Here is a 17,110-nt window from a genome sequence, read left to right on the forward strand (position 1 = left end):
CTGCCCGCCTGCCTACCGCGCGCGTCCCTCGCCGAGGATGGTGATCGACTTCTCGATCCGACGGGCGCGCGTTTCGGGGGTCTTCGCGCCCTCGATCGACAGAATGTGCCAACGCTGGTTGCTGTAGGAAATGCCGTCGAAGGTTGTTCGCGCTGTCAGGTTGTTGTCGAGCGCTGCAGCAAAGTCGGCGGGTACCGTCACCTCCCGCAACGCGGTGTCGAGCTCGACACTGACCTCCAGTTCGTCGCCTGCCGACACTCCCGCTGACGTCCGATTCTCCGCGCTGACCGGCAGCATGAACCGCCCGCCCATGGTCGCGATGGTGCTCCGATAGGTGTGTGCTCCGATCGTCACCGTGACCGCGGGCTTCTTGCCCGACCCGAGCGCATCGACGACCTCCGGCGGCACCTCTATCCCCGTCGCGGTCTTGCCTGCGCCTTCCAGGACTGCTGTGAACTTCATCGTGCTCTCCAGATTATTCCCAAAACGTGATCCACGTCATTGTGATCATGCTGGGGGTTAAGCGACCCTAACTTTTCGATGTCCATACTGCAGGAACGAGGGTGAACAGGTGAGTAGCGAAATGGAAATGTCGTTCGCCCTCGACCTCACGCTGGACGAGGTGCGGCGTCGTACCGCGGTGCTGGAAGCGCTTGGCGACGATTGGGACCCTGTCGCGGTGCTTCGCGAGGAGGAACTGGCATACGACATGTTGTACAGCGGTCTCGATGACGAGCAGCAGCGCATCTACGACGAACTCGTCGTCGCGGGCGTGCTGCCCGATCGTGGAGCGCGCGATGCGGTCTGACGCAATGCCGATCGACCCGTGCGCCGACGTTGCGCGCCGTGCGTGGCTACCGTGCGCGAACTGCGCCAAGGATTCGGGCTGCAGCTCGTGCTTCGATGGCAGCAACTGCGCTTCGCACTGGCAATACCTGCTCGGTAACGACGGTCCGCGGGTGTTCCTGCAATGCCCGCAGTGCTCGAACGTATGGAACGTGAATACTCGAGTCGGAGCGGTCTCCGACCTGGTGTCCGACCGCGGCTGAGGACTTACAACGCGGTCCGTGCACGCAGTTGCGGATCGGATCGGTTGTTCTGCACGCGTCTGCGGTTCTAGTATCGATCCGTGTCCAGTATTCGAATCCGCGAAGCGGCCCAACTCCTCGGGGTGAGCGACGACACCGTGCGTCGATGGGTCGACAACGGAGCCCTCGCGGCGACGACCGACGACTCGGGGCGCAAAGTCATCGCAGGCGACGTGCTCGCCGAGTTCGCGCGTTCGAATGCCAATCCGCCGCACGATCCGGTCGGCGGCGGTAGTTCTGCGCGGAACCGATTTGTCGGCCTTGTGACCAAAGTTGTCGTGGACAAGGTTATGGCTCAGGTCGAAATGCAGTGCGGCCCATTCACTGTTGTCTCGCTGATGAGTGCTGACGCAGTTCGCGAACTGCAACTCGAACCAGGCAGCCTCGCCGTAGCCGTCGTCAAAGCCACCACGGTCATTGTCGAGACTCCCGGAGGAGTTTCGTGAGACGCCTGTTGGCTGTGGTGTGCGCAGGCGCCGTCGGCTTTGCCGGTGGGTGCGGGTCGGCGCAGGACGCAACCACCCCTGGTTCCACCTCGGGCGAGATAACGGTGTTCGCTGCTGCGTCGCTGAAGCAGACCTTCACCGAACTCGGCGATCTACTGAAAGCCGAGAATCCCGGCGCGAGTGTCACATTCAGTTTCGCGGGATCGTCCGATCTGGTCGCGCAACTCACGCAGGGGGCGCCGGCGGATGTGTTTGCGTCTGCGGATACCGCCAACATGACCAAACTGACCGACGCCGGACTCGCTGCCGAGGCGCCCGTCGACTTCGCGACCAACACACTCACGATCGTCACGGCCCCCGGAAATCCGAAGGGCATAACGTCGTTCGCCGACCTCGCCGAAGCGGGGACGCAGCTCGTCGTGTGTGCACCGCAGGTGCCATGTGGAGCTGCGACGAAGAAGGTCGAAGTCGCGACAGAAACCGACCTGTCGCCGGTGAGCGAGGAATCGTCGGTCACCGACGTGCTCAACAAGGTCACCTCCGGACAGGCCGATGCCGGCGTCGTCTACGTCACGGATGCTGCTGTCGCCGGTGACAAGGTGACCGCAGTGTCGTTCCCGGAAGCGGCGAAGGCGGTGAACACGTACCCGATCGTGAGGCTGCGCGGAAGCAAGAACGCAGCTTTGGCAACGACATTCGTGGGACTGGTGTCGGGACCGAAGGGGCGTGACGTTCTGCTGAAGGCCGGTTTCCAAGCACCATGACAACCGAGCGGCGGCAGGCCGACGGTCGGGTCGGGCTGCCGCTATGGATCTACCTGCCCGCTTCGGTGGGGTGCCTGCTGGTCGTGCTGCCGTTGGTCGCGATGGGAGCCAAGGTCGACTGGGGCAGCTTCGTCCAGCTGGTCACGTCCGAATCTGCAGTCGCTGCACTGAAATTGAGCCTTCGTACTGCTGTCGCAAGCACTGTGCTGTGTGTGATTCTCGGCGTGCCGATGGCAATTGTGTTTGCGCGCAGCAACGTTCGTGGGCTCTCGGTGGTGCGCTCGCTGATTCTGCTGCCGCTGGTGCTGCCACCCGTCGTTGGTGGCATCGCATTGCTCTACACGTTCGGTCGGCAAGGACTGCTCGGCGAACATCTAGAGATGATGGGCATTCGTATCGCGTTCTCCACCACGGCAGTTGTTCTCGCGCAGACGTTCGTAGCGCTGCCGTTCCTTGTGGTCAGTCTGGAAGGAGCGTTGCGAACCGCCGGTCAACGATACGAGGCGGTCGCCGCCACACTCGGGGCACGACCGACGACCGTACTGCGTAGGGTCACGTTGCCGCTGGTCCTGCCGGGTCTGGTGTCAGGTGCTGTGTTGGCGTTCGCCCGCGCGCTCGGTGAATTCGGTGCGACGCTGACGTTTGCGGGCAGCTTGGAAGGCGTCACAAGAACACTGCCGCTCGAGATCTACCTCCAACGTGAATCCGATCCCGATGCGGCCGTTGCACTCTCGCTCGTACTTGTTGTCGTAGCGATCGTCATCGTCGTTGCCGTTCGGCGCCGAAGTTCCGGTGCGCTGTGAGCGGTCTGTGGGTTCGTGCGGTCGTCGAATCGCGTGCCGTCGATGTCGAGATCACCGTGGCGAAAGGCTCGGTAACCGCGATCCTCGGGCCGAACGGAGCGGGTAAGTCCACCGTGCTGTCGGTGATCGCGGGGCTGACGAGGCCCGACCGTGGTGGCGTCACGCTGAACGGTCGGCAGCTGACGGACACGTCTCGAAACCTGAACGTGGCGCCGCACAAACGTGAAATCGCATTGCTTGCACAGCAACCCATGCTGTTTCCACATCTCACGGTCGAGGCGAACGTCGAGTTCGCGCCACGCAGCACAGGTGCTTCGAGGCGCCAGGCGAGGGTCACAGCGGGGCAGTGGCTCGCAGCCGTCGACGCAACCGAGTTGGCCGACCGCAAGCCCGCACAACTCAGCGGGGGCCAGGCGCAGCGCGTTGCGGTCGCGCGTGCGCTCGCAGCCGACCCCCAGTTGCTGCTGCTGGACGAGCCGCTGGCGGCGTTGGATGTGGGCGCTGCTCCGGCGATTCGGCGACTGCTGCGCAAGGTTCTCGCCGAGCCCGGACTTACGGCGGTCCTCGTGACACACGATGCGCTCGACGCTCTGGCGCTTGCGGACCGGGTCGTTGTGATCGATGGTGGCCGAGTCGTCGAAGAAGGTCCGGTCCGCGAGGTGCTCGCCCGCCCGCGCAGTGCCTTCGCCGCGCGGATCGCGGGCATGAACCTGTGCGCAGGTGTGATCGACGGTCCGGGTGTGCTTCGCGGAAGCGGTGGGGTGCTGGTGCACGGGTCGAGCGACGAGCAGGCGGCGGTCGGGGAGCGGGCGGTCGCGGTGTTCAGCCCATCCGCCGTCGCGGTCTACGCAGAGTTGCCAGGCGGAAGTCCACGCAATCGTTTCGAGGTGACGGTCGGCGAGATCGAGAACAGGGGAGCGGTCGTCCGGTTGCGTGGCGACGACGACGGTCCGTATGCGGGGCTGATGGCAGATGTGACTCCCGCCGCCGCGGTCGATCTCGATCTCGTCCCTGGCTCGCGGGTTTTCTTCGTCGTCAAGGCGACCGAGACCGCGATCTATCCGATTGCCTGAAGTCTGGTCGGCGCGTGGGTTAGCCTGATTTTTCGGGCCTTTCTTGTCCGGGTATCGAGGAGGAATCATGACCAAGCGTGCGCTGGCAACGGTTTTCGCAGCATTCGCTTTGGCGGTGCCGGTCGCCACCCTGACAGCACCCGTTGCGGTAGCTGCCGATCCACCGCCGATCATCAATATTCCCGTCGAGGCCCTCCCGTACATCGAGGTCCCGCCGGCTATCAGCGATCAAGCAGCGCCGCTCGGCGCAGGCATCCGCGACGGCGTTACCGACTACAACAACGAGAACCCGGACCAGGTCAAGGCCTTCTTCGGAGCGCTGTCTGGCTTCTCCTGTGCGGTATCCGGACTCTTCGGGAAACCCTGCAAGTTGTAGTTGTCGAGCGGGCTTTCGCTGCGGCAAAAGTCGAGTAGCTTTCGCAGCCATGGCCCACTCGACGGTCAGATTCGAGCACCAGCGGCCGTGAGTTCGGCGCGTATCCGATCGATCACGATATGTGGGCGTTCGCGGAGCAATCTCGCGCTGACATGAACGACCCGCCACCCCAGCGCTTCCAACAGGACTCGGCGCTCGATATCCCACTCGTGCTGTTCCGGGTCGGTCCAATGCTGGGCACCGTCGTACTCGACCGCGACCTTCCATTCTTCCCAGCCGAGGTCGGCGCGTGCGACAACTCGACCGGAGGAATCTCGTATACGAATCTGCGTTTGCGGCCGCGGCAACCCGTCGTCGACGAGCAGCATCCGTGTGACGCTCTCCTGCGGCGATTCGGCTCCGCCGTCGACGTAGTCGAGAACTTTGCGGAGCGCGACGAGTCCTCGTGACCCTCGATGGCGTGCAGCGACAGTTACTACGTCGTCTGCGGTCACACCTGTCGCGTTGCATAGTGCATCGATAGTTGCGACAGCTGTGTGGAAAGGCAGACGTCGACCCAGATCGAAGGCGGTCCGTGCCGGGGTGGTTACGAGTACCTCTGCGCGAGAGCAGATTTCGCTCGACTCGAGTTCGGTTCGGTACACGGTGATTCCTGGTGGCGTTCTCCTGTGGCGCGCGATTGCGAGTTCGGCGGGCGTATCGGCGTCGATCCATTTGGTGCCGTGCAGAATTGCCGCGGACATGCCGACCGCAATGGCGTCGCCTTTCGCCCAGTGGACTGCGGCCAGTGTGCGTATTCGCGCGGTCACCACAGTTCCCTTGCGGACGTACACGTCCGGAAACACTCTTGTGAAGTCTTTGCGCAGTTGCCAACTCGTGATCGTTCCCGCCGCGATCGCCCACGTTCCTGGGAACGGCTCGTCGAAATCCCCCATCGATCGAGCCTGCCGGGCGGGAGCGAAAAGGCAAAACGGTCTATCCACAGGGTGCGGTATCTATCCACAGGGCGCCGAGTGGGCTTTCGCTGCGGCAACCGTCGAGTAGCTTTCACCGCCACGGCCCGGTCGGCGCACCAAAGATCTGTACGAGTGACAGGATTGCAACGTCGACGACGAAGGAGTCCTGATGTCCGACTTCAATTCCCGCATCATCGAAGAGTTTCGCGAGAATCACGGCCGGGTCGGCGGCCCCTTCGAAGGTGCGCCGCTGCTGCTTCTGCATTCCGTCGGGGCGAAGTCTGGGTCGCCTCGAATCAGCCCGGTGATGTATCTCGCCGAGGGGGAGAAGTACTACGTGTTCGCGAGTAAGGCTGGCGCGCCGACGAATCCGGCGTGGTACCACAACCTGGTCGCGAATCCGGAGGCGACGATCGAAGTCGGCGACGACACCATCGATGTTGTCGCGCACGAGGTGACCGGTTCCGAACGCGACGCGGTCTACGGTCGCCAGGCGACGCTGTATCCGGGCTTCGCCGAGTACGAGACACGGACAGCAAGGACGATCCCGGTCGTCGCGTTGGTTCCCAAGACGTAGACGGGTAGCTGCGGAGGTCGATCGAGCTGCTGTTAGGCTTGCCTAACCTGTCGGCGTTACCGGCGCCGGCTGCTCATCCGAAAGGTAGACAGTGATTCTCCGTAAAGCTGTGATCGCTTCCTGTACCGCATTTCTCGCAATCGGATTGGCCGCCTGCGGCTCCGACGATTCCGACAGTTCGGCATCCGCGACGACCACCGCGAGCGCTAGCTCGAGCGCGGCTGCCAGCACCACAGCAGCTTCCTCGGCCGCGCCGACCGCCGACGAACTGAAGGCGAACCTGGACTTCATCGCAGACGCAACGAAGTCCACTCCGGAGAAGGTCGCCGTAATCGTCAACGGCGAGGCACGCACCGCCAACCTCGATCAGATGAATGCCGCACTCGGCGGCTACGGCAAGCTCATCTTCAACGTCACCGATGTCGCTGCAACCGGCGACACCGCGACGGCCAACGTCACCATCGAGTCGCCGAGCGCGCCGGGCCAGCCTTCGCCGCCGCTGCCGATGACGTGGGAGCGTGTCGACGGCGCCTGGAAGCTCTCCGACGCAACCGCATGCACGTTGCTGGCATTCGCCGGCGCACCCTGCGCAGTCTGACTGTCCAACCTTCACGCGCAGCGGTTTGCCTTGTCTGCAGCGACGCGCCCCCAGCCAATAGAGGCTGGGGGCGTTCTCGTTAGTTGGACGTGAGTATCGCGAAGAGCACCGCCGCGACGACTCCGGTGAACAGGCTGGAGAAGACCAAATCCACACCTGGCGGGTGGCCAACCAGCAGGCGGCGGGCGGCACGTCCGGTGGGAGAGGAGTTTGGGTTCTACGCCACTACTTCAGCGCTGCCTTCACGCCACCGGAGAACGCCGAATCATGCAGCTCGATCGACACCGGCACAGCATCCTTCGGGATGTCGAACACAACCGTGACGGTGATCTTGTTGCCAGGGTTGATGTCACCGATGAGCAGATTCGAATCGTTGACGTTCATCTCGGCGCTGAAGTTGTTCGCGAACTCGCGGCCCTGCGCGTCGAATAGCTTCTGGTTCTGCCCGAAGTACGACTGCGGCTCGTCACTGGTGTTCGACACGTCGATTGTGACGAGAACGAACTGACCCTGCGCATCTTCCTTCAGGTACTCGTTGGTGCCGATGGTGGTTTTGCCGATGTCGACGTTGGTGACGACGAACCCGAACTTCCCGTCACGGACCTCGGTACCGATCGGTGCTCCGTTGTCGTCGGGCTTCGAGTCGTTGCCGCTGGACTGGCTGGACGAATCGCTTGACTTCGCTTCGTCCTTGTCGCCACCGCCACCTGTCGCCGCGAAGATGATCAGGATGACGACGATTACGCCGACGACGATTAGCCACTTCGGGAACTTCTTCTTCGGCGGTGGTGGTGGCGCGAACTGCTGCGGTGGCTGCTGGCCGTACTGGGGCTGCCCCTGCTGCGGTGGCTGCTGGCCGTACGGCTGCTGAGGGTTGTAGCCATGAGGTGGCTGTTGTGTCACTTGACTTCCTTCGTTCGATGTCGACTTGCTTTGTGTGACCTACGAGTGGGTCTGCATCGTCACCTGGGCGTACTCGTTGACGGTCAAGGCGACGCGGCGCTCCTTCTGGATGAAAGCGATTGCGATCCAGTTGATGCCCCGAAATCCGCACGTGACCAGGGTCAGGATCAGGTGCAGTATGCGGTTGGGTTTCGAACCGTGCGCAACCGGAGCCGTTGTGTCCGAGTGTGATTCGACGCGAATTTGCAGACGCGCGACGGTGGCGAACTCCATGTTCGAAGAGCTTGTCGGCGTTGCTCGATCGAAACGATGTGATAAAGATTCTGCGGCTGGAGACGCTGTTCGATCGGTGTTAAGCGTCGGTCATGGGTCCCCTAACCACGAAGGCTTCTTGTTCTAAAGGACTCCTGCAGGGGTAGAGCGAGACATAGCGGAAACTGCATGCTGAGTGCGGGATGAATCAGATTGGGTGGTCCGCGACCAGGTATAAAACCCCGCGATTACGCCTAGATTTGAATTCCCCAGACGAATCTTAGACATGCTTCTCACGGGAAGTCAGTGATTCGCCTTTACAAGTGGAAATAAGTTCGACGACTATTGGTTGATGCCGCTCGTGGTGTCCAGACCATCTTCGGCTCACCAATGCAATCAACGAAGCCGCCGCCCCAAATCTGGTCCTCGACGTGCTTGCGTTTCGTGGGCGATATCCGTCATTCGGCCCGGACCTAGGATGGATCAAGTTGTTGTTCGCTCTGGTCGGGTCATACCGACGCGACGCAGCCGGTACTGCAGCGCTGGTGTTCGGAATGTCGCCAGGCGCTCATAGGCACATTCGAAATCAGGCGGAACTCAGTCAAGCGGGCGGAGCAGTGCATGTTGGCACGGATTGGGCGTTGCAGCGACAACAGTCGTAGAGCTGCAAGTCAGGAAGTGCCCCCGGCAGGATTCGAACCTGCGGCCTTCTGCTCCGGAGGCAGACGCTCTATCCCCTGAGCTACGGGGGCGCACCGGGATTCGGTGAGCCGTTGGGCGGTGTAACCCTAACGCACGCGGCGTTGCGAGACCAAAAGGCCCCTGGGGTCGTGAGTCCTTTCGGAGGGTGGACCCTCCAAAAGGACTCACGAGCGGCGAAGCCGCCTCAGTTCATCGGCAGCGGCTGGGCATTCCGCTGCGCGAGCATTTCTGTCATAAGCGCCGATTCGGAGTCCTGTGTCTTCACCATCGAGTTCGCGAAGTTTTTGACGACTCCCAATTCGGCATGCTCGGCGCCGTACTCGCCCATCTCCTTGCCGCCCTGGTGGTGGCGCAGCATGAGCTGCAGGAACAGCACATCCAGCTCCGGACCCTCGGCTTTGCGGAGGTTGGTCAGATCTGCCGAGGTAGCCATACCTGGCATCGCCATCATGCCGTCGGACATGTCGTGCGAGTCCATGCTCATGCCGCCGTGCTCGTGCCCCGACGAACTGTCGTCCATCCACTTCATGTAGCCGTCGTCGGCGAACGGTGCCTGGCCCCACAGCGCGAGCCAACCCTGCATGTAGCCGACCTGGTTCTGCTGCGTGGTGAGGATGTCGTACGCCAGATTGCGGACCTCGGTGTTCGTCGACTTCGTCAGCGCAATCGTCGACATCTCGATGGCCTGGTTGTGGTGCACCGTCATGTCCTGAGAGAAGCCGACGTCGACGGAATCCGCTCCCGGTGTCGTGGCGTCGTCCTGAAACCAGAGACGGCCGAGGAAGCCGATCGCGATGCCGAGCAGTATTGCCGCGACCAGTGCCAGCGCAAGGGTGATCGTGCGCTGACTAGGCCGCGAGCGTCCGTTCGACTCCTCGCCCAGCACGATCTCCTGGGGTTTGGTCGAGCTTTCGTCCGTGTCCGCCATCAGGGTGCGGGTGCCGGCGCGGGCTGCTGCAGTTCCGGCGGCAGCTGGTTCTGCAGCTCAGGCGGTAGCTCCATGCCCGGCGGCAGTTGTGGCAGTCCCGGCTGCCCACCCGTTTCCGTTGCGTCCGGAGTCAGACCGGCGCCGTCGAACGGCACAGCATCGGGTCCGGGCGGCGACGGATCGAACGGCGGCGGGTTGTCGGGATCGAATGCGTCGGGAATCGTCGCGCAACTGCCGTTGGGCTCCGGCGCGTTGTAGCTGTTCGCGCGCAGAGCTGCGATGAACTGCGGGATTCGGCGATCGTCGGCGTTGTCGAGCTTGAGCTGATGTCCCCACGCCTGCAACGAAATCGGGCTGTCCTGACCGGGATAGGGCGACATCATCATGTACGGCTTGTTGTCGACCCGACTTGCGAGTTCGTCGAGGGCGTCACCGCTCACCTCGTCCGGGTTGTAGGTGATCCACACGGTGCCGTGCTCGAGTGAGTGCACAGCGTTCTCGGTGCGAATCGCGTTCGGGTACACGACGCCGGTGCAGGTCGCCCAGGCATTGTCGTGCGGACCACCGAACGGTGGGGTCTGGTTGTACGCAACACGCTGAGGGGCGGTGATGTGCAAGCCGGCCTTGTAGGGCTCGACCTTCACGCCGTCGATGGCCGTCGACGGGTCTTTGTTGGTCTCGCTCGGTGCGTACTTGTCGGCGTCCGCCTTTTCCTGATATTTGGGAATCAGGTTCCACGCGAGAAGTCCGACCAAGGCAACGATCACGGTGACAGCGCCGATCAGCATCCAAGGGATCTCGCGAGACTTGGGAAGTCCTTTACCTTTGGCTCCCGCGCCCTTCTTCTTCTTGGTGGCGGCCTTGATCGCCTTGGCTGATTTCGCCCCGGTCTTGTTGCCGGGACTCTCCGAACCGCTTGCCATCCGTGGACTGCTCTTTCGCCGTGTGGACATGAATCGATCGCTGCGCTCCCTGGAGCGCCCTCACTCTACGGAAAAATGCCCAGGCCCGGACGGCCGTATTCGATCGGTCCGGATTAAGAGCACTACCCCGCAGACCATAGGATAGACACCTGTGACTCCAGCTGACCTTGCCGAACTCCTCCGCGGTACCGCCGCGAAGGTGCTTGCCGAGCGTGGAATCGACACATCGGTACTGCCAGCAGAGCTGACCGTCGAGCGTCCACGCAACCCGGAACACGGCGATTACGCCTCGAACATTGCCATGCGAATCGGCAAGCCCGCGGGTGTGAATCCGCGCGAACTCGCAGGTTGGCTCGCTGAAGCACTCACGGCGACCGACGGCATCGCGACGGCGGACGTCGCCGGACCCGGTTTCCTCAACATCCGACTCGACGCGTCCGCGCAGGGCGCGATTCTGACCTCCGTCCTGGCAGCGGGAGCCGAGTTCGGCAGTGCGACCACGCTCACGGGTAAGACGATCAACCTCGAGTTCGTCTCGGCCAACCCGACCGGGCCGATTCACCTCGGTGGAACCCGTTGGGCAGCCGTCGGTGACGCTCTCGGCCGGATTCTTGCGTCGCAGGGCGCCGCGGTGACCAGGGAGTACTACTTCAACGATCACGGCGGGCAGATCGACCGGTTCGCCGAATCGCTCATTGCCGCAGCGAAAAACGAGCCGACACCCGACAAGGGTTACGCGGGCAGCTACATCTCCGACATCGCGGCAGCTGTGATCGCGCAGCATCCAGGAGCGCTCGATGCACCGCCTGCCGAACAGCACGAGATCTTTCGCGCGACCGGCGTCGACCTGATGTTCGCCCACATCAAGAAGACGCTCCACGAATTCGGCACCGACTTCGACGTCTACACCAACGAAAGCTCGATGTTCGAGTCCGGCGCCGTCGAGCGCGCGGTGGAGGAGCTGAAGACCAAGGGCACGCTGTACGAGGCCGAGGGCGCATGGTGGTTGCGGACCACCGACTTCGGCGACGACAAGGACCGCGTTGTCATCAAGAGCGACGGGACCTCGGCCTACGTTGCCGGTGACATCGCCTACTTCCTCGACAAGCGCGCTCGCGGTGCCGATCTCTGCATCTACATGCTCGGTGCCGACCACCACGGCTACATCGGACGCCTCAAGGCGATCGCATCGGCGACCGGAGACGATCCGGCAAACGTCGAGGTGCTCATCGGCCAGATGGTGAACCTGGTCCGTGACGGTGTCACGGTGAAGATGAGCAAGCGCGCAGGCACTGTCATCACGCTCGACGATCTCGTCGAGGCGATCGGCGTCGACGCGGCACGGTATGCGCTGGTGCGGTCGTCGGTGAATACGAGCATCGACATCGACCTTGCGCTCTGGACCAAGCAGAACGACGAGAACCCGGTGCTGTACGTGCAATACGCGCATGCGCGGTTGCGGTCGGTTGCTCGCAACGCTGCGGACCTCGGAATCGGGACGGACGACCCGAACTTCGCGCTTCTCGACTCCGATCACGAGGGTGAGCTGATCAAGACGATCGGCGAGTACCCGCGGGTTGTCGCCAGTGCGGCGAATCTGCGTGAGCCACATCGGATTGCGCGCTATCTGGAAGAACTTGCAGGGACGTATCACAGGTTCTATGCGGCTTGTCGCATCTTGCCTGTCGGAGACGAGGAGCCGAACGAATTGCATACCGCCCGACTCGCGCTGTGTGACGCAACCCGTCAGGTGTTGGCCAACGGATTGACCTTGCTCGGCGTCAGCGCACCGGAGCAGATGTGAGCGCGCATCCGGCCGGACCGCGGCACGCCGAACTCGCTTACGCTCCAGGACTTTCCGAGCGTCCGAAAACCCCTGCCGAGATGACGGCACTGCCCGAGCACGTGTATCCGCGTGGCGCCGCCCGCGGTGCGGACGGCGTCGTGACGCTCGCGGGTGTCGCGGTCACGGAGCTCGCGGAGTCTTACGGCACACCGCTTTTCGTCATCGACGAGGACGACTTCCGCTCCCGCTGCCGCGATATGCTCGCCGCGTTCGGTCCGCATGCGCGAATTCACTACGCGTCCAAGGCATTTCTGTGCAGCGAGATCGCGCGCTGGGTTGCAGACGAAGGGCTCTCGCTCGACGTCTGTTCCGGTGGCGAACTCGCCGTGGCATTGCACGGCGGCTTCCCCGCCGAGCGAATTGCCATGCACGGCAACAACAAGTCCATCGCCGAGCTCGAAGCCGGGGTCAGCGCCGGGGTTGGGCACATCGTGCTCGACTCCCTGATCGAGATCGAGCGGCTCGACGCCATCGCGGGCAGTGCCGGTGTCGTGCAGGATGTTCTCGTTCGTGTGACGGTCGGAGTCGAAGCGCACACACACGAATTCATTTCCACCGCACACGAAGACCAGAAGTTCGGGTTCTCGTTGGCCGGGGGAGACGCCATCGAGGCTGTGCGGCGTGTCTTTGCTGCCGACAACCTCCGTCTGGTCGGGCTGCACAGCCACATCGGTTCGCAGATCTTCGACGTGAGCGGTTTCGAGGTCGCCGCGAACCGGGTTATCAGCCTTCTTCGTGACACCGTCGCCGAGTTCGGCGTCGAGAAGACCGCGCAGATCGCGACCGTGGATCTCGGTGGCGGTCTAGGTATTTCCTATATCCCGAGCGACGATCCGCCACCACTGCAGGATCTCGCGGCGACGCTGCTGAAAATCGTCGAATCGGAGTCGGCACGCGTCGGCCTGCCCCGTCCGACACTCGCTGTCGAACCGGGACGTGCGATCGCCGGTCCGGGCACCGTGACTCTCTATGAGGTCGGCACCATCAAGGATGTTGCACTCGGCGCGAGTACGAAGCGTCGCTACGTGAGCATCGACGGCGGTATGAGCGACAACATTCGGACGTCGCTGTACCAAGCCGAATACGATTGCCGTCTGGTGTCGCGAGACAGCGACGCCGATCCGGTGGTTGCACGTGTCGTCGGAAAGCATTGCGAGAGTGGCGATGTGGTCATCCGCGATACCTGGATGCCTGCCGACGTCGGACCCGGCGACCTGCTCGCTGTCGCAGCGACCGGTGCCTACTGCTATTCGATGTCGAGTCGCTACAACCTCCTGCCGCGCCCCGCGGTCGTGGCGGTGCGTGACGGACAATCGCGATTGATTCTTCGCAGGGAGAACGTAGAAGACCTGCTCAGCCTGGAGGTAAACGAGTGACCAGCACGTCGTATTCGTCTCGCACCGGCGACCAGCCGATCGGTGTCGCGGTCCTCGGCATGGGAAATGTCGGGACCGAGGTCGTCCGCATCCTGCGTGACCGTGCCGACGACCTGAAGGCCCGCGTCGGTGCACCTGTTGTGATCCGCGGAATTGCAGTGCGCCGCATCGAGATCGACCGTGGCGTTCCCGAGGAATTGTTGACGACCGATGCCGACGCACTTGTCGCTCGCGACGACGTCGACATCGTGGTCGAGGTCATCGGCGGCATCGAGAAGCCGCGGTCGTTGATTCTTGCTGCGCTCAATTCGGGCAAGTCGGTCGTCACGGCCAACAAGGCGTTGCTGGCCGACTACACCGGTGAGATCGCCGAAGCCGCCGAGCGGACCCGCGCCGACCTGTACTTCGAGGCAGCGGTCGCAGGCGCGATTCCTGTTGTGCGGCCGTTGATGCAGTCGCTCGCGGGCGACAAGGTCAATCGGGTCGTCGGAATTGTCAACGGCACAACGAACTTCATCCTGTCGGCCATGGCGGCGACGGGTGCGGGCTACGAGGAATCCCTCGCCGAGGCGAGCCGTCTCGGGTACGCCGAAGCGGATCCGACTGCCGACGTCGAGGGTTACGACGCCGCCGCGAAGGCAGCGATCCTTGCGTCCCTGGCGTTCCACACCCGGGTGACGGCAGCCGACGTCTACCGCGAGGGCATCTCGAATGTCACAGCCGAAGACCTTGCGACGGCAAAGGCCCTCGACTGCACGGTGAAACTGCTGGCCCTGTGCGAGCGCGTCAGTGACGAGGACGGCAAGGAGCGGATCTCGGTTCGCGTCTATCCGGCCTTGCTTCCCCTTTCCCATCCGCTTGCTCGAGTCGACGGTGCGTTCAATGCCGTTGTCGTCGAGGCAGAGGCGGCTGGCAGGCTGATGTTCTACGGCCAGGGCGCCGGTGGCGCCCCGACGGCATCAGCGGTGATGGGCGACTTGGTGATGGCGGCGCGCAACAAGTTCTACGGTGGCCGCGGTCCAGGCGAATCGACGTACGCGAAATTGCCGATCGCGCCGATGGGCGATACGCCGACTCGGTACCACGTCAACATGGAGGTCGCTGACCGTCCCGGAGTGCTTTCCGGTGTGGCAGCGGAGTTCTCCAAGCGCGGGGTCAGTATCTCCACGGTTCGGCAGGAAGGTGCGGGGGAGGGCGCGCGCCTCGTTGTGGTCACCCATATCGCAGCCGAGTCGGCCTTGGCGGAAACTGTTGCAGCACTTGCGGAGTTGGAGTTCGAGGTAATCGTGAAGAGCGTCCTGAGACTGGAAGGCACCGAAGAATGAGCCGATCGAGCGCTGTTCACACACCATGGCCCGGTTTGATCGAGGCTTACCGCGATCGGTTGGCAATCGGTCCCGACTGGCGTCCTGTCACTCTTCGTGAGGGCGGAACTCCGCTGCTGCCCGCGGAGCATCTCTCCGAATTGACCGGGTGCGACGTGCATTTGAAGGTCGAGGGGCTCAATCCGACCGGTTCGTTCAAGGACCGCGGCATGACGATGGCAATCACCGATGCACGCGCTCGCGGCCAGCGCGCCGTCCTGTGCGCATCGACGGGAAACACGTCGGCATCCGCCGCTGCTTACGCGGCAAAAGCCGGCATGACCTGTGCTGTGTTGATCCCGCAGGGCAAGATCGCGATGGGCAAACTCGCCCAGGCAGTGATGCACGGCGCCCGAATCATCCAGGTGGAGGGCAACTTCGACGATTGCCTCGAGTTGGCACGAAAGACCACCGCCGAGTTCCCCGAGATCGGACTGGTCAACTCCGTCAATCCCGCCCGCATCGAAGGGCAGAAGACGGCGGCGTTCGAAATCTGCGATGCACTCGGCAAAGCGCCTGACGTGCATGCACTTCCGGTCGGCAACGCCGGAAACATCACGGCGTATTGGCGTGGTTACAGCGAGTACTTCGCGGACGGCATCACGTCGGTTCGGCCACGGATGCTCGGTGTGCAGGCAGCCGGTTCGGCCCCGTTGGTCAACGGTGCACCAGTGAAGAACCCCGAGACGATCGCCACCGCCATCCGAATCGGTTCTCCTGCTTCGTGGAACGGCGCGGTGAGCGCAAAAGAAGAGTCCGACGGTGCATTCCGCGCTGCGACCGACGACGAAATTTTGGAGGCTTATCGCCTCATCGCCGCGACCGAAGGTGTGTTCGTCGAGCCGGCGTCCGCGGCGAGCGTCGCAGGACTGCTTGCGGCGCGCAAGGAAGGCTGGCTCGACGCCGGTCTGACTGTGGTGTGCACGGTCACGGGCAACGGCCTGAAGGATCCTGACACCGCCTTGCTGGGAATGCCTGCGGTACAACCGATTCCGGTGGATCCGGTGGCGGTGGCAGCAGCGCTCGAGCTCGCGTAGTGACGACGACCGGACCCGCGCTGATGACCCAGACCCTTCCGATCGGACTGACGATAACTGCTCGCGTTCCCGCGTCCAGTGCCAATCTAGGTCCAGGCTTCGACTCGCTCGGCCTCGCTCTCGACCTGTGCGACGAGATCGAAGTGACAACCACGGCATCGGGACTCACGATTCGCGTCGAGGGTGAAGGCGCCGAAGACGTTCCGTGGGGTCCGTCGCACCTCGTCGTTCGGGCGGTCGAACGGGGGCTGGAATCGGCGGGCGTCTGGGCGGACGGACTGGATGTCGTGTGCCGCAACGTGATTCCGCACTCTCGCGGTCTCGGTTCGTCGGCGTCCGCCGTCGTTGGGGGGCTCGCGGCAGCCAACGGTCTGGCTAGCAAGCTCGACCCCGCACTCGCTCTCTCGCGGGAACAACTCGTTCAGCTCGCGTCGGAGTTCGAAGGGCATCCGGACAACGCTGCCGCGAGTGTGCTCGGCGGAGTTGTGGTGTCCTGGACCGATTCCGACTGTCCGCACACGGGGGAGCGCGAGTATCGCGCCGTTCGGTTGGAGGTGCATCCCGATATCCGTGCGGTGGTGTTCGTACCGCAGGAACGCAGTTCCACCGCGCACACCCGTGGATTGCTACCCGAGATGGTGCCGCACCGCGATGCGGCGTTCAACGTCAGCCGCGCTGCGCTCGCTGTCGTCGCGTTGACCCAACGTCCAGATCTGCTGCTGCCGGCAACCGCAGACATGTTGCACCAGAATCAGCGGGCACCCGCGCTGCCGCTGACAACCCTGTGGATTCGGCGACTGCGAGACGCTGGAATCGCCGCAACCGTATCTGGAGCTGGACCGACTGTTCTTGCTCTGATGACAGGCCCCCTGCCCGACGAACTTCGTGAGCTCGCGAAGGAAGACGGTATCGACGTACTCGACCTGCCCTTGGCGGACGGCGTTTCGGTCACTTGACCCGCGCAGGCGCCGGAGGAGCCGAGTATCGACGTCAGTCGTGACGATGCCGACTCGCCGCAAGGGGGCGCCTGTTGCCGTGCCTGAGCATGGGGGCTATCCTTGGCGTTGTCCGTACATCGTGCGCTTCAGACGCCGGTGC

General features: G+C 63.3%; 20 protein-coding genes and 1 tRNA gene. 14 read left to right on the forward strand and 7 right to left on the reverse strand.

Annotated features, from left to right (window positions below; translation table 11 throughout):
- Nucleotides 1-12: 12 nt before the first annotated feature.
- A complete protein-coding gene (locus JGU71_RS20015; protein WP_199706034.1) occupies nt 13-462 on the reverse strand; it encodes a YdeI/OmpD-associated family protein in 450 nt (149 codons plus the stop codon).
- Nucleotides 463-583: 121 nt separating this feature from the next.
- Between JGU71_RS20015 and JGU71_RS20020 the strand changes: the two genes are divergently transcribed.
- The 7 genes from JGU71_RS20020 (at nt 584) to JGU71_RS20050 (ending at nt 4,550) form a co-directional block, all read left to right on the forward strand.
- A complete protein-coding gene (locus tag JGU71_RS20020) occupies nt 584-808 on the forward strand; it encodes a DUF6400 family protein (RefSeq protein WP_233529826.1) in 225 nt (74 codons plus the stop codon).
- Nucleotides 798-1,049: a hypothetical protein gene (locus JGU71_RS20025; RefSeq protein ID WP_233529769.1), complete on the forward strand. Its 252-nt coding sequence runs from the start codon at nt 798-800 to the stop codon at nt 1,047-1,049. The genes JGU71_RS20020 and JGU71_RS20025 overlap by 11 nt, the downstream gene beginning before the upstream one ends.
- A gap of 80 nt (nt 1,050-1,129) precedes the next feature.
- Nucleotides 1,130-1,534, forward strand: a complete 405-nt coding sequence (locus tag JGU71_RS20030; RefSeq protein ID WP_199706036.1) for a TOBE domain-containing protein — start codon at nt 1,130-1,132, stop codon at nt 1,532-1,534.
- Complete coding sequence (gene modA, locus JGU71_RS20035; RefSeq protein WP_199706037.1) at nt 1,531-2,298, forward strand: molybdate ABC transporter substrate-binding protein; 768 nt, start codon at nt 1,531-1,533, stop codon at nt 2,296-2,298. Before JGU71_RS20030 ends, modA begins: the two co-directional genes overlap by 4 nt.
- Nucleotides 2,295-3,101, forward strand: a complete 807-nt coding sequence (locus JGU71_RS20040) for an ABC transporter permease (RefSeq protein ID WP_199706038.1) — start codon at nt 2,295-2,297, stop codon at nt 3,099-3,101. The genes modA and JGU71_RS20040 overlap by 4 nt, the downstream gene beginning before the upstream one ends.
- Nucleotides 3,098-4,174: a sulfate/molybdate ABC transporter ATP-binding protein gene (locus JGU71_RS20045; protein ID WP_199706039.1), complete on the forward strand. Its 1,077-nt coding sequence runs from the start codon at nt 3,098-3,100 to the stop codon at nt 4,172-4,174. The genes JGU71_RS20040 and JGU71_RS20045 overlap by 4 nt, the downstream gene beginning before the upstream one ends.
- Before the next feature lie 67 nt (nt 4,175-4,241).
- Entirely contained in the window at nt 4,242-4,550 is a 309-nt protein-coding gene (locus tag JGU71_RS20050) for a hypothetical protein (protein ID WP_199706040.1), read from the forward strand.
- Nucleotides 4,551-4,615: 65 nt separating this feature from the next.
- Here JGU71_RS20050 and JGU71_RS20055 read toward each other — a convergent pair whose 3' ends face one another.
- Nucleotides 4,616-5,485 carry an endonuclease domain-containing protein gene (locus JGU71_RS20055; RefSeq protein WP_199706041.1) on the reverse strand — a complete coding sequence of 290 codons (870 nt, stop codon included), beginning with the start codon at nt 5,483-5,485 and terminating at the stop codon, nt 4,616-4,618.
- 190 nt (nt 5,486-5,675) lie between these two features.
- On the opposite strand from JGU71_RS20055, the gene JGU71_RS20060 reads away from it, so the two are divergent.
- Entirely contained in the window at nt 5,676-6,083 is a 408-nt protein-coding gene (locus JGU71_RS20060; RefSeq protein WP_199706042.1) for a nitroreductase family deazaflavin-dependent oxidoreductase, read from the forward strand.
- 91 nt (nt 6,084-6,174) lie between these two features.
- Entirely contained in the window at nt 6,175-6,681 is a 507-nt protein-coding gene (locus JGU71_RS20065; RefSeq protein WP_199706043.1) for a WKL family lipoprotein, read from the forward strand.
- Nucleotides 6,682-6,906: 225 nt separating this feature from the next.
- Here JGU71_RS20065 and JGU71_RS20070 read toward each other — a convergent pair whose 3' ends face one another.
- The 5 genes from JGU71_RS20070 to JGU71_RS20090 form a co-directional block, all read right to left on the reverse strand.
- Nucleotides 6,907-7,584 (reverse strand): DUF4352 domain-containing protein, encoded by a 678-nt coding sequence (locus tag JGU71_RS20070; RefSeq protein WP_199706044.1) that lies wholly within the window; start codon nt 7,582-7,584, stop codon nt 6,907-6,909.
- 39 nt (nt 7,585-7,623) lie between these two features.
- Nucleotides 7,624-7,857, reverse strand: coding sequence for a hypothetical protein (locus tag JGU71_RS20075; protein ID WP_199706045.1), 234 nt, complete (start codon nt 7,855-7,857; stop codon nt 7,624-7,626).
- Nucleotides 7,858-8,515: 658 nt separating this feature from the next.
- Nucleotides 8,516-8,588, reverse strand: a tRNA-Arg gene (locus JGU71_RS20080).
- 134 nt (nt 8,589-8,722) lie between these two features.
- Complete coding sequence (locus tag JGU71_RS20085) at nt 8,723-9,466, reverse strand: DUF305 domain-containing protein (protein WP_199706046.1); 744 nt, start codon at nt 9,464-9,466, stop codon at nt 8,723-8,725.
- A complete protein-coding gene (locus JGU71_RS20090) occupies nt 9,466-10,389 on the reverse strand; it encodes a thioredoxin-like domain-containing protein (RefSeq protein WP_199706047.1) in 924 nt (307 codons plus the stop codon). Before JGU71_RS20090 ends, JGU71_RS20085 begins: the two co-directional genes overlap by 1 nt.
- 151 nt (nt 10,390-10,540) lie before the next feature.
- Here JGU71_RS20090 and argS point away from each other — a divergent pair, with 151 nt between their 5' ends.
- From argS to thrB, 5 genes are read left to right on the forward strand one after another with little or no spacing between them, the layout of a single operon-like run.
- A complete protein-coding gene (argS, locus tag JGU71_RS20095; RefSeq protein WP_199706048.1) occupies nt 10,541-12,193 on the forward strand; it encodes an arginine--tRNA ligase in 1,653 nt (550 codons plus the stop codon).
- Nucleotides 12,190-13,611 carry a diaminopimelate decarboxylase gene (lysA, locus tag JGU71_RS20100; RefSeq protein WP_199706049.1) on the forward strand — a complete coding sequence of 474 codons (1,422 nt, stop codon included), beginning with the start codon at nt 12,190-12,192 and terminating at the stop codon, nt 13,609-13,611. The genes argS and lysA overlap by 4 nt, the downstream gene beginning before the upstream one ends.
- Nucleotides 13,608-14,936: a homoserine dehydrogenase gene (locus JGU71_RS20105; protein WP_307829733.1), complete on the forward strand. Its 1,329-nt coding sequence runs from the start codon at nt 13,608-13,610 to the stop codon at nt 14,934-14,936. The genes lysA and JGU71_RS20105 overlap by 4 nt, the downstream gene beginning before the upstream one ends.
- Nucleotides 14,933-16,012: a threonine synthase gene (thrC, locus tag JGU71_RS20110; RefSeq protein WP_199706050.1), complete on the forward strand. Its 1,080-nt coding sequence runs from the start codon at nt 14,933-14,935 to the stop codon at nt 16,010-16,012. Before JGU71_RS20105 ends, thrC begins: the two co-directional genes overlap by 4 nt.
- A gap of 23 nt (nt 16,013-16,035) precedes the next feature.
- Entirely contained in the window at nt 16,036-16,968 is a 933-nt protein-coding gene (gene thrB, locus JGU71_RS20115; protein WP_199706051.1) for a homoserine kinase, read from the forward strand.
- Nucleotides 16,969-17,110: the final 142 nt, after the last annotated feature.

It is taken from the genome of Antrihabitans stalagmiti (assembly GCF_016482825.1).
GTDB classification, from domain to species: Bacteria; Actinomycetota; Actinomycetes; order Mycobacteriales; family Mycobacteriaceae; genus Antrihabitans; species Antrihabitans stalagmiti.

What these genes read in the sequence shown, in the direction of transcription:
- JGU71_RS20015 (WP_199706034.1), bottom strand. Translation starts at nt 462, where the DNA reads ATGAAGTTCACAGCAGTCCTGGAAGGCGCAGGCAAGACCGCGACGGGG.
- JGU71_RS20020 (WP_233529826.1), top strand. Translation starts at nt 584, where the DNA reads ATGGAAATGTCGTTCGCCCTCGACCTCACGCTGGACGAGGTGCGGCGT.
- JGU71_RS20025 (WP_233529769.1), top strand. Translation starts at nt 798, where the DNA reads ATGCGGTCTGACGCAATGCCGATCGACCCGTGCGCCGACGTTGCGCGC.
- JGU71_RS20040 (WP_199706038.1), top strand. Translation starts at nt 2,295, where the DNA reads ATGACAACCGAGCGGCGGCAGGCCGACGGTCGGGTCGGGCTGCCGCTA.
- JGU71_RS20050 (WP_199706040.1), top strand. Translation starts at nt 4,242, where the DNA reads ATGACCAAGCGTGCGCTGGCAACGGTTTTCGCAGCATTCGCTTTGGCG.
- JGU71_RS20055 (WP_199706041.1), bottom strand. Translation starts at nt 5,485, where the DNA reads ATGGGGGATTTCGACGAGCCGTTCCCAGGAACGTGGGCGATCGCGGCG.
- JGU71_RS20060 (WP_199706042.1), top strand. Translation starts at nt 5,676, where the DNA reads ATGTCCGACTTCAATTCCCGCATCATCGAAGAGTTTCGCGAGAATCAC.
- JGU71_RS20075 (WP_199706045.1), bottom strand. Translation starts at nt 7,857, where the DNA reads ATGGAGTTCGCCACCGTCGCGCGTCTGCAAATTCGCGTCGAATCACAC.
- JGU71_RS20085 (WP_199706046.1), bottom strand. Translation starts at nt 9,466, where the DNA reads ATGGCGGACACGGACGAAAGCTCGACCAAACCCCAGGAGATCGTGCTG.
- JGU71_RS20090 (WP_199706047.1), bottom strand. Translation starts at nt 10,389, where the DNA reads ATGGCAAGCGGTTCGGAGAGTCCCGGCAACAAGACCGGGGCGAAATCA.
- thrC (WP_199706050.1), top strand. Translation starts at nt 14,933, where the DNA reads ATGAGCCGATCGAGCGCTGTTCACACACCATGGCCCGGTTTGATCGAG.
- thrB (WP_199706051.1), top strand. Translation starts at nt 16,036, where the DNA reads ATGACCCAGACCCTTCCGATCGGACTGACGATAACTGCTCGCGTTCCC.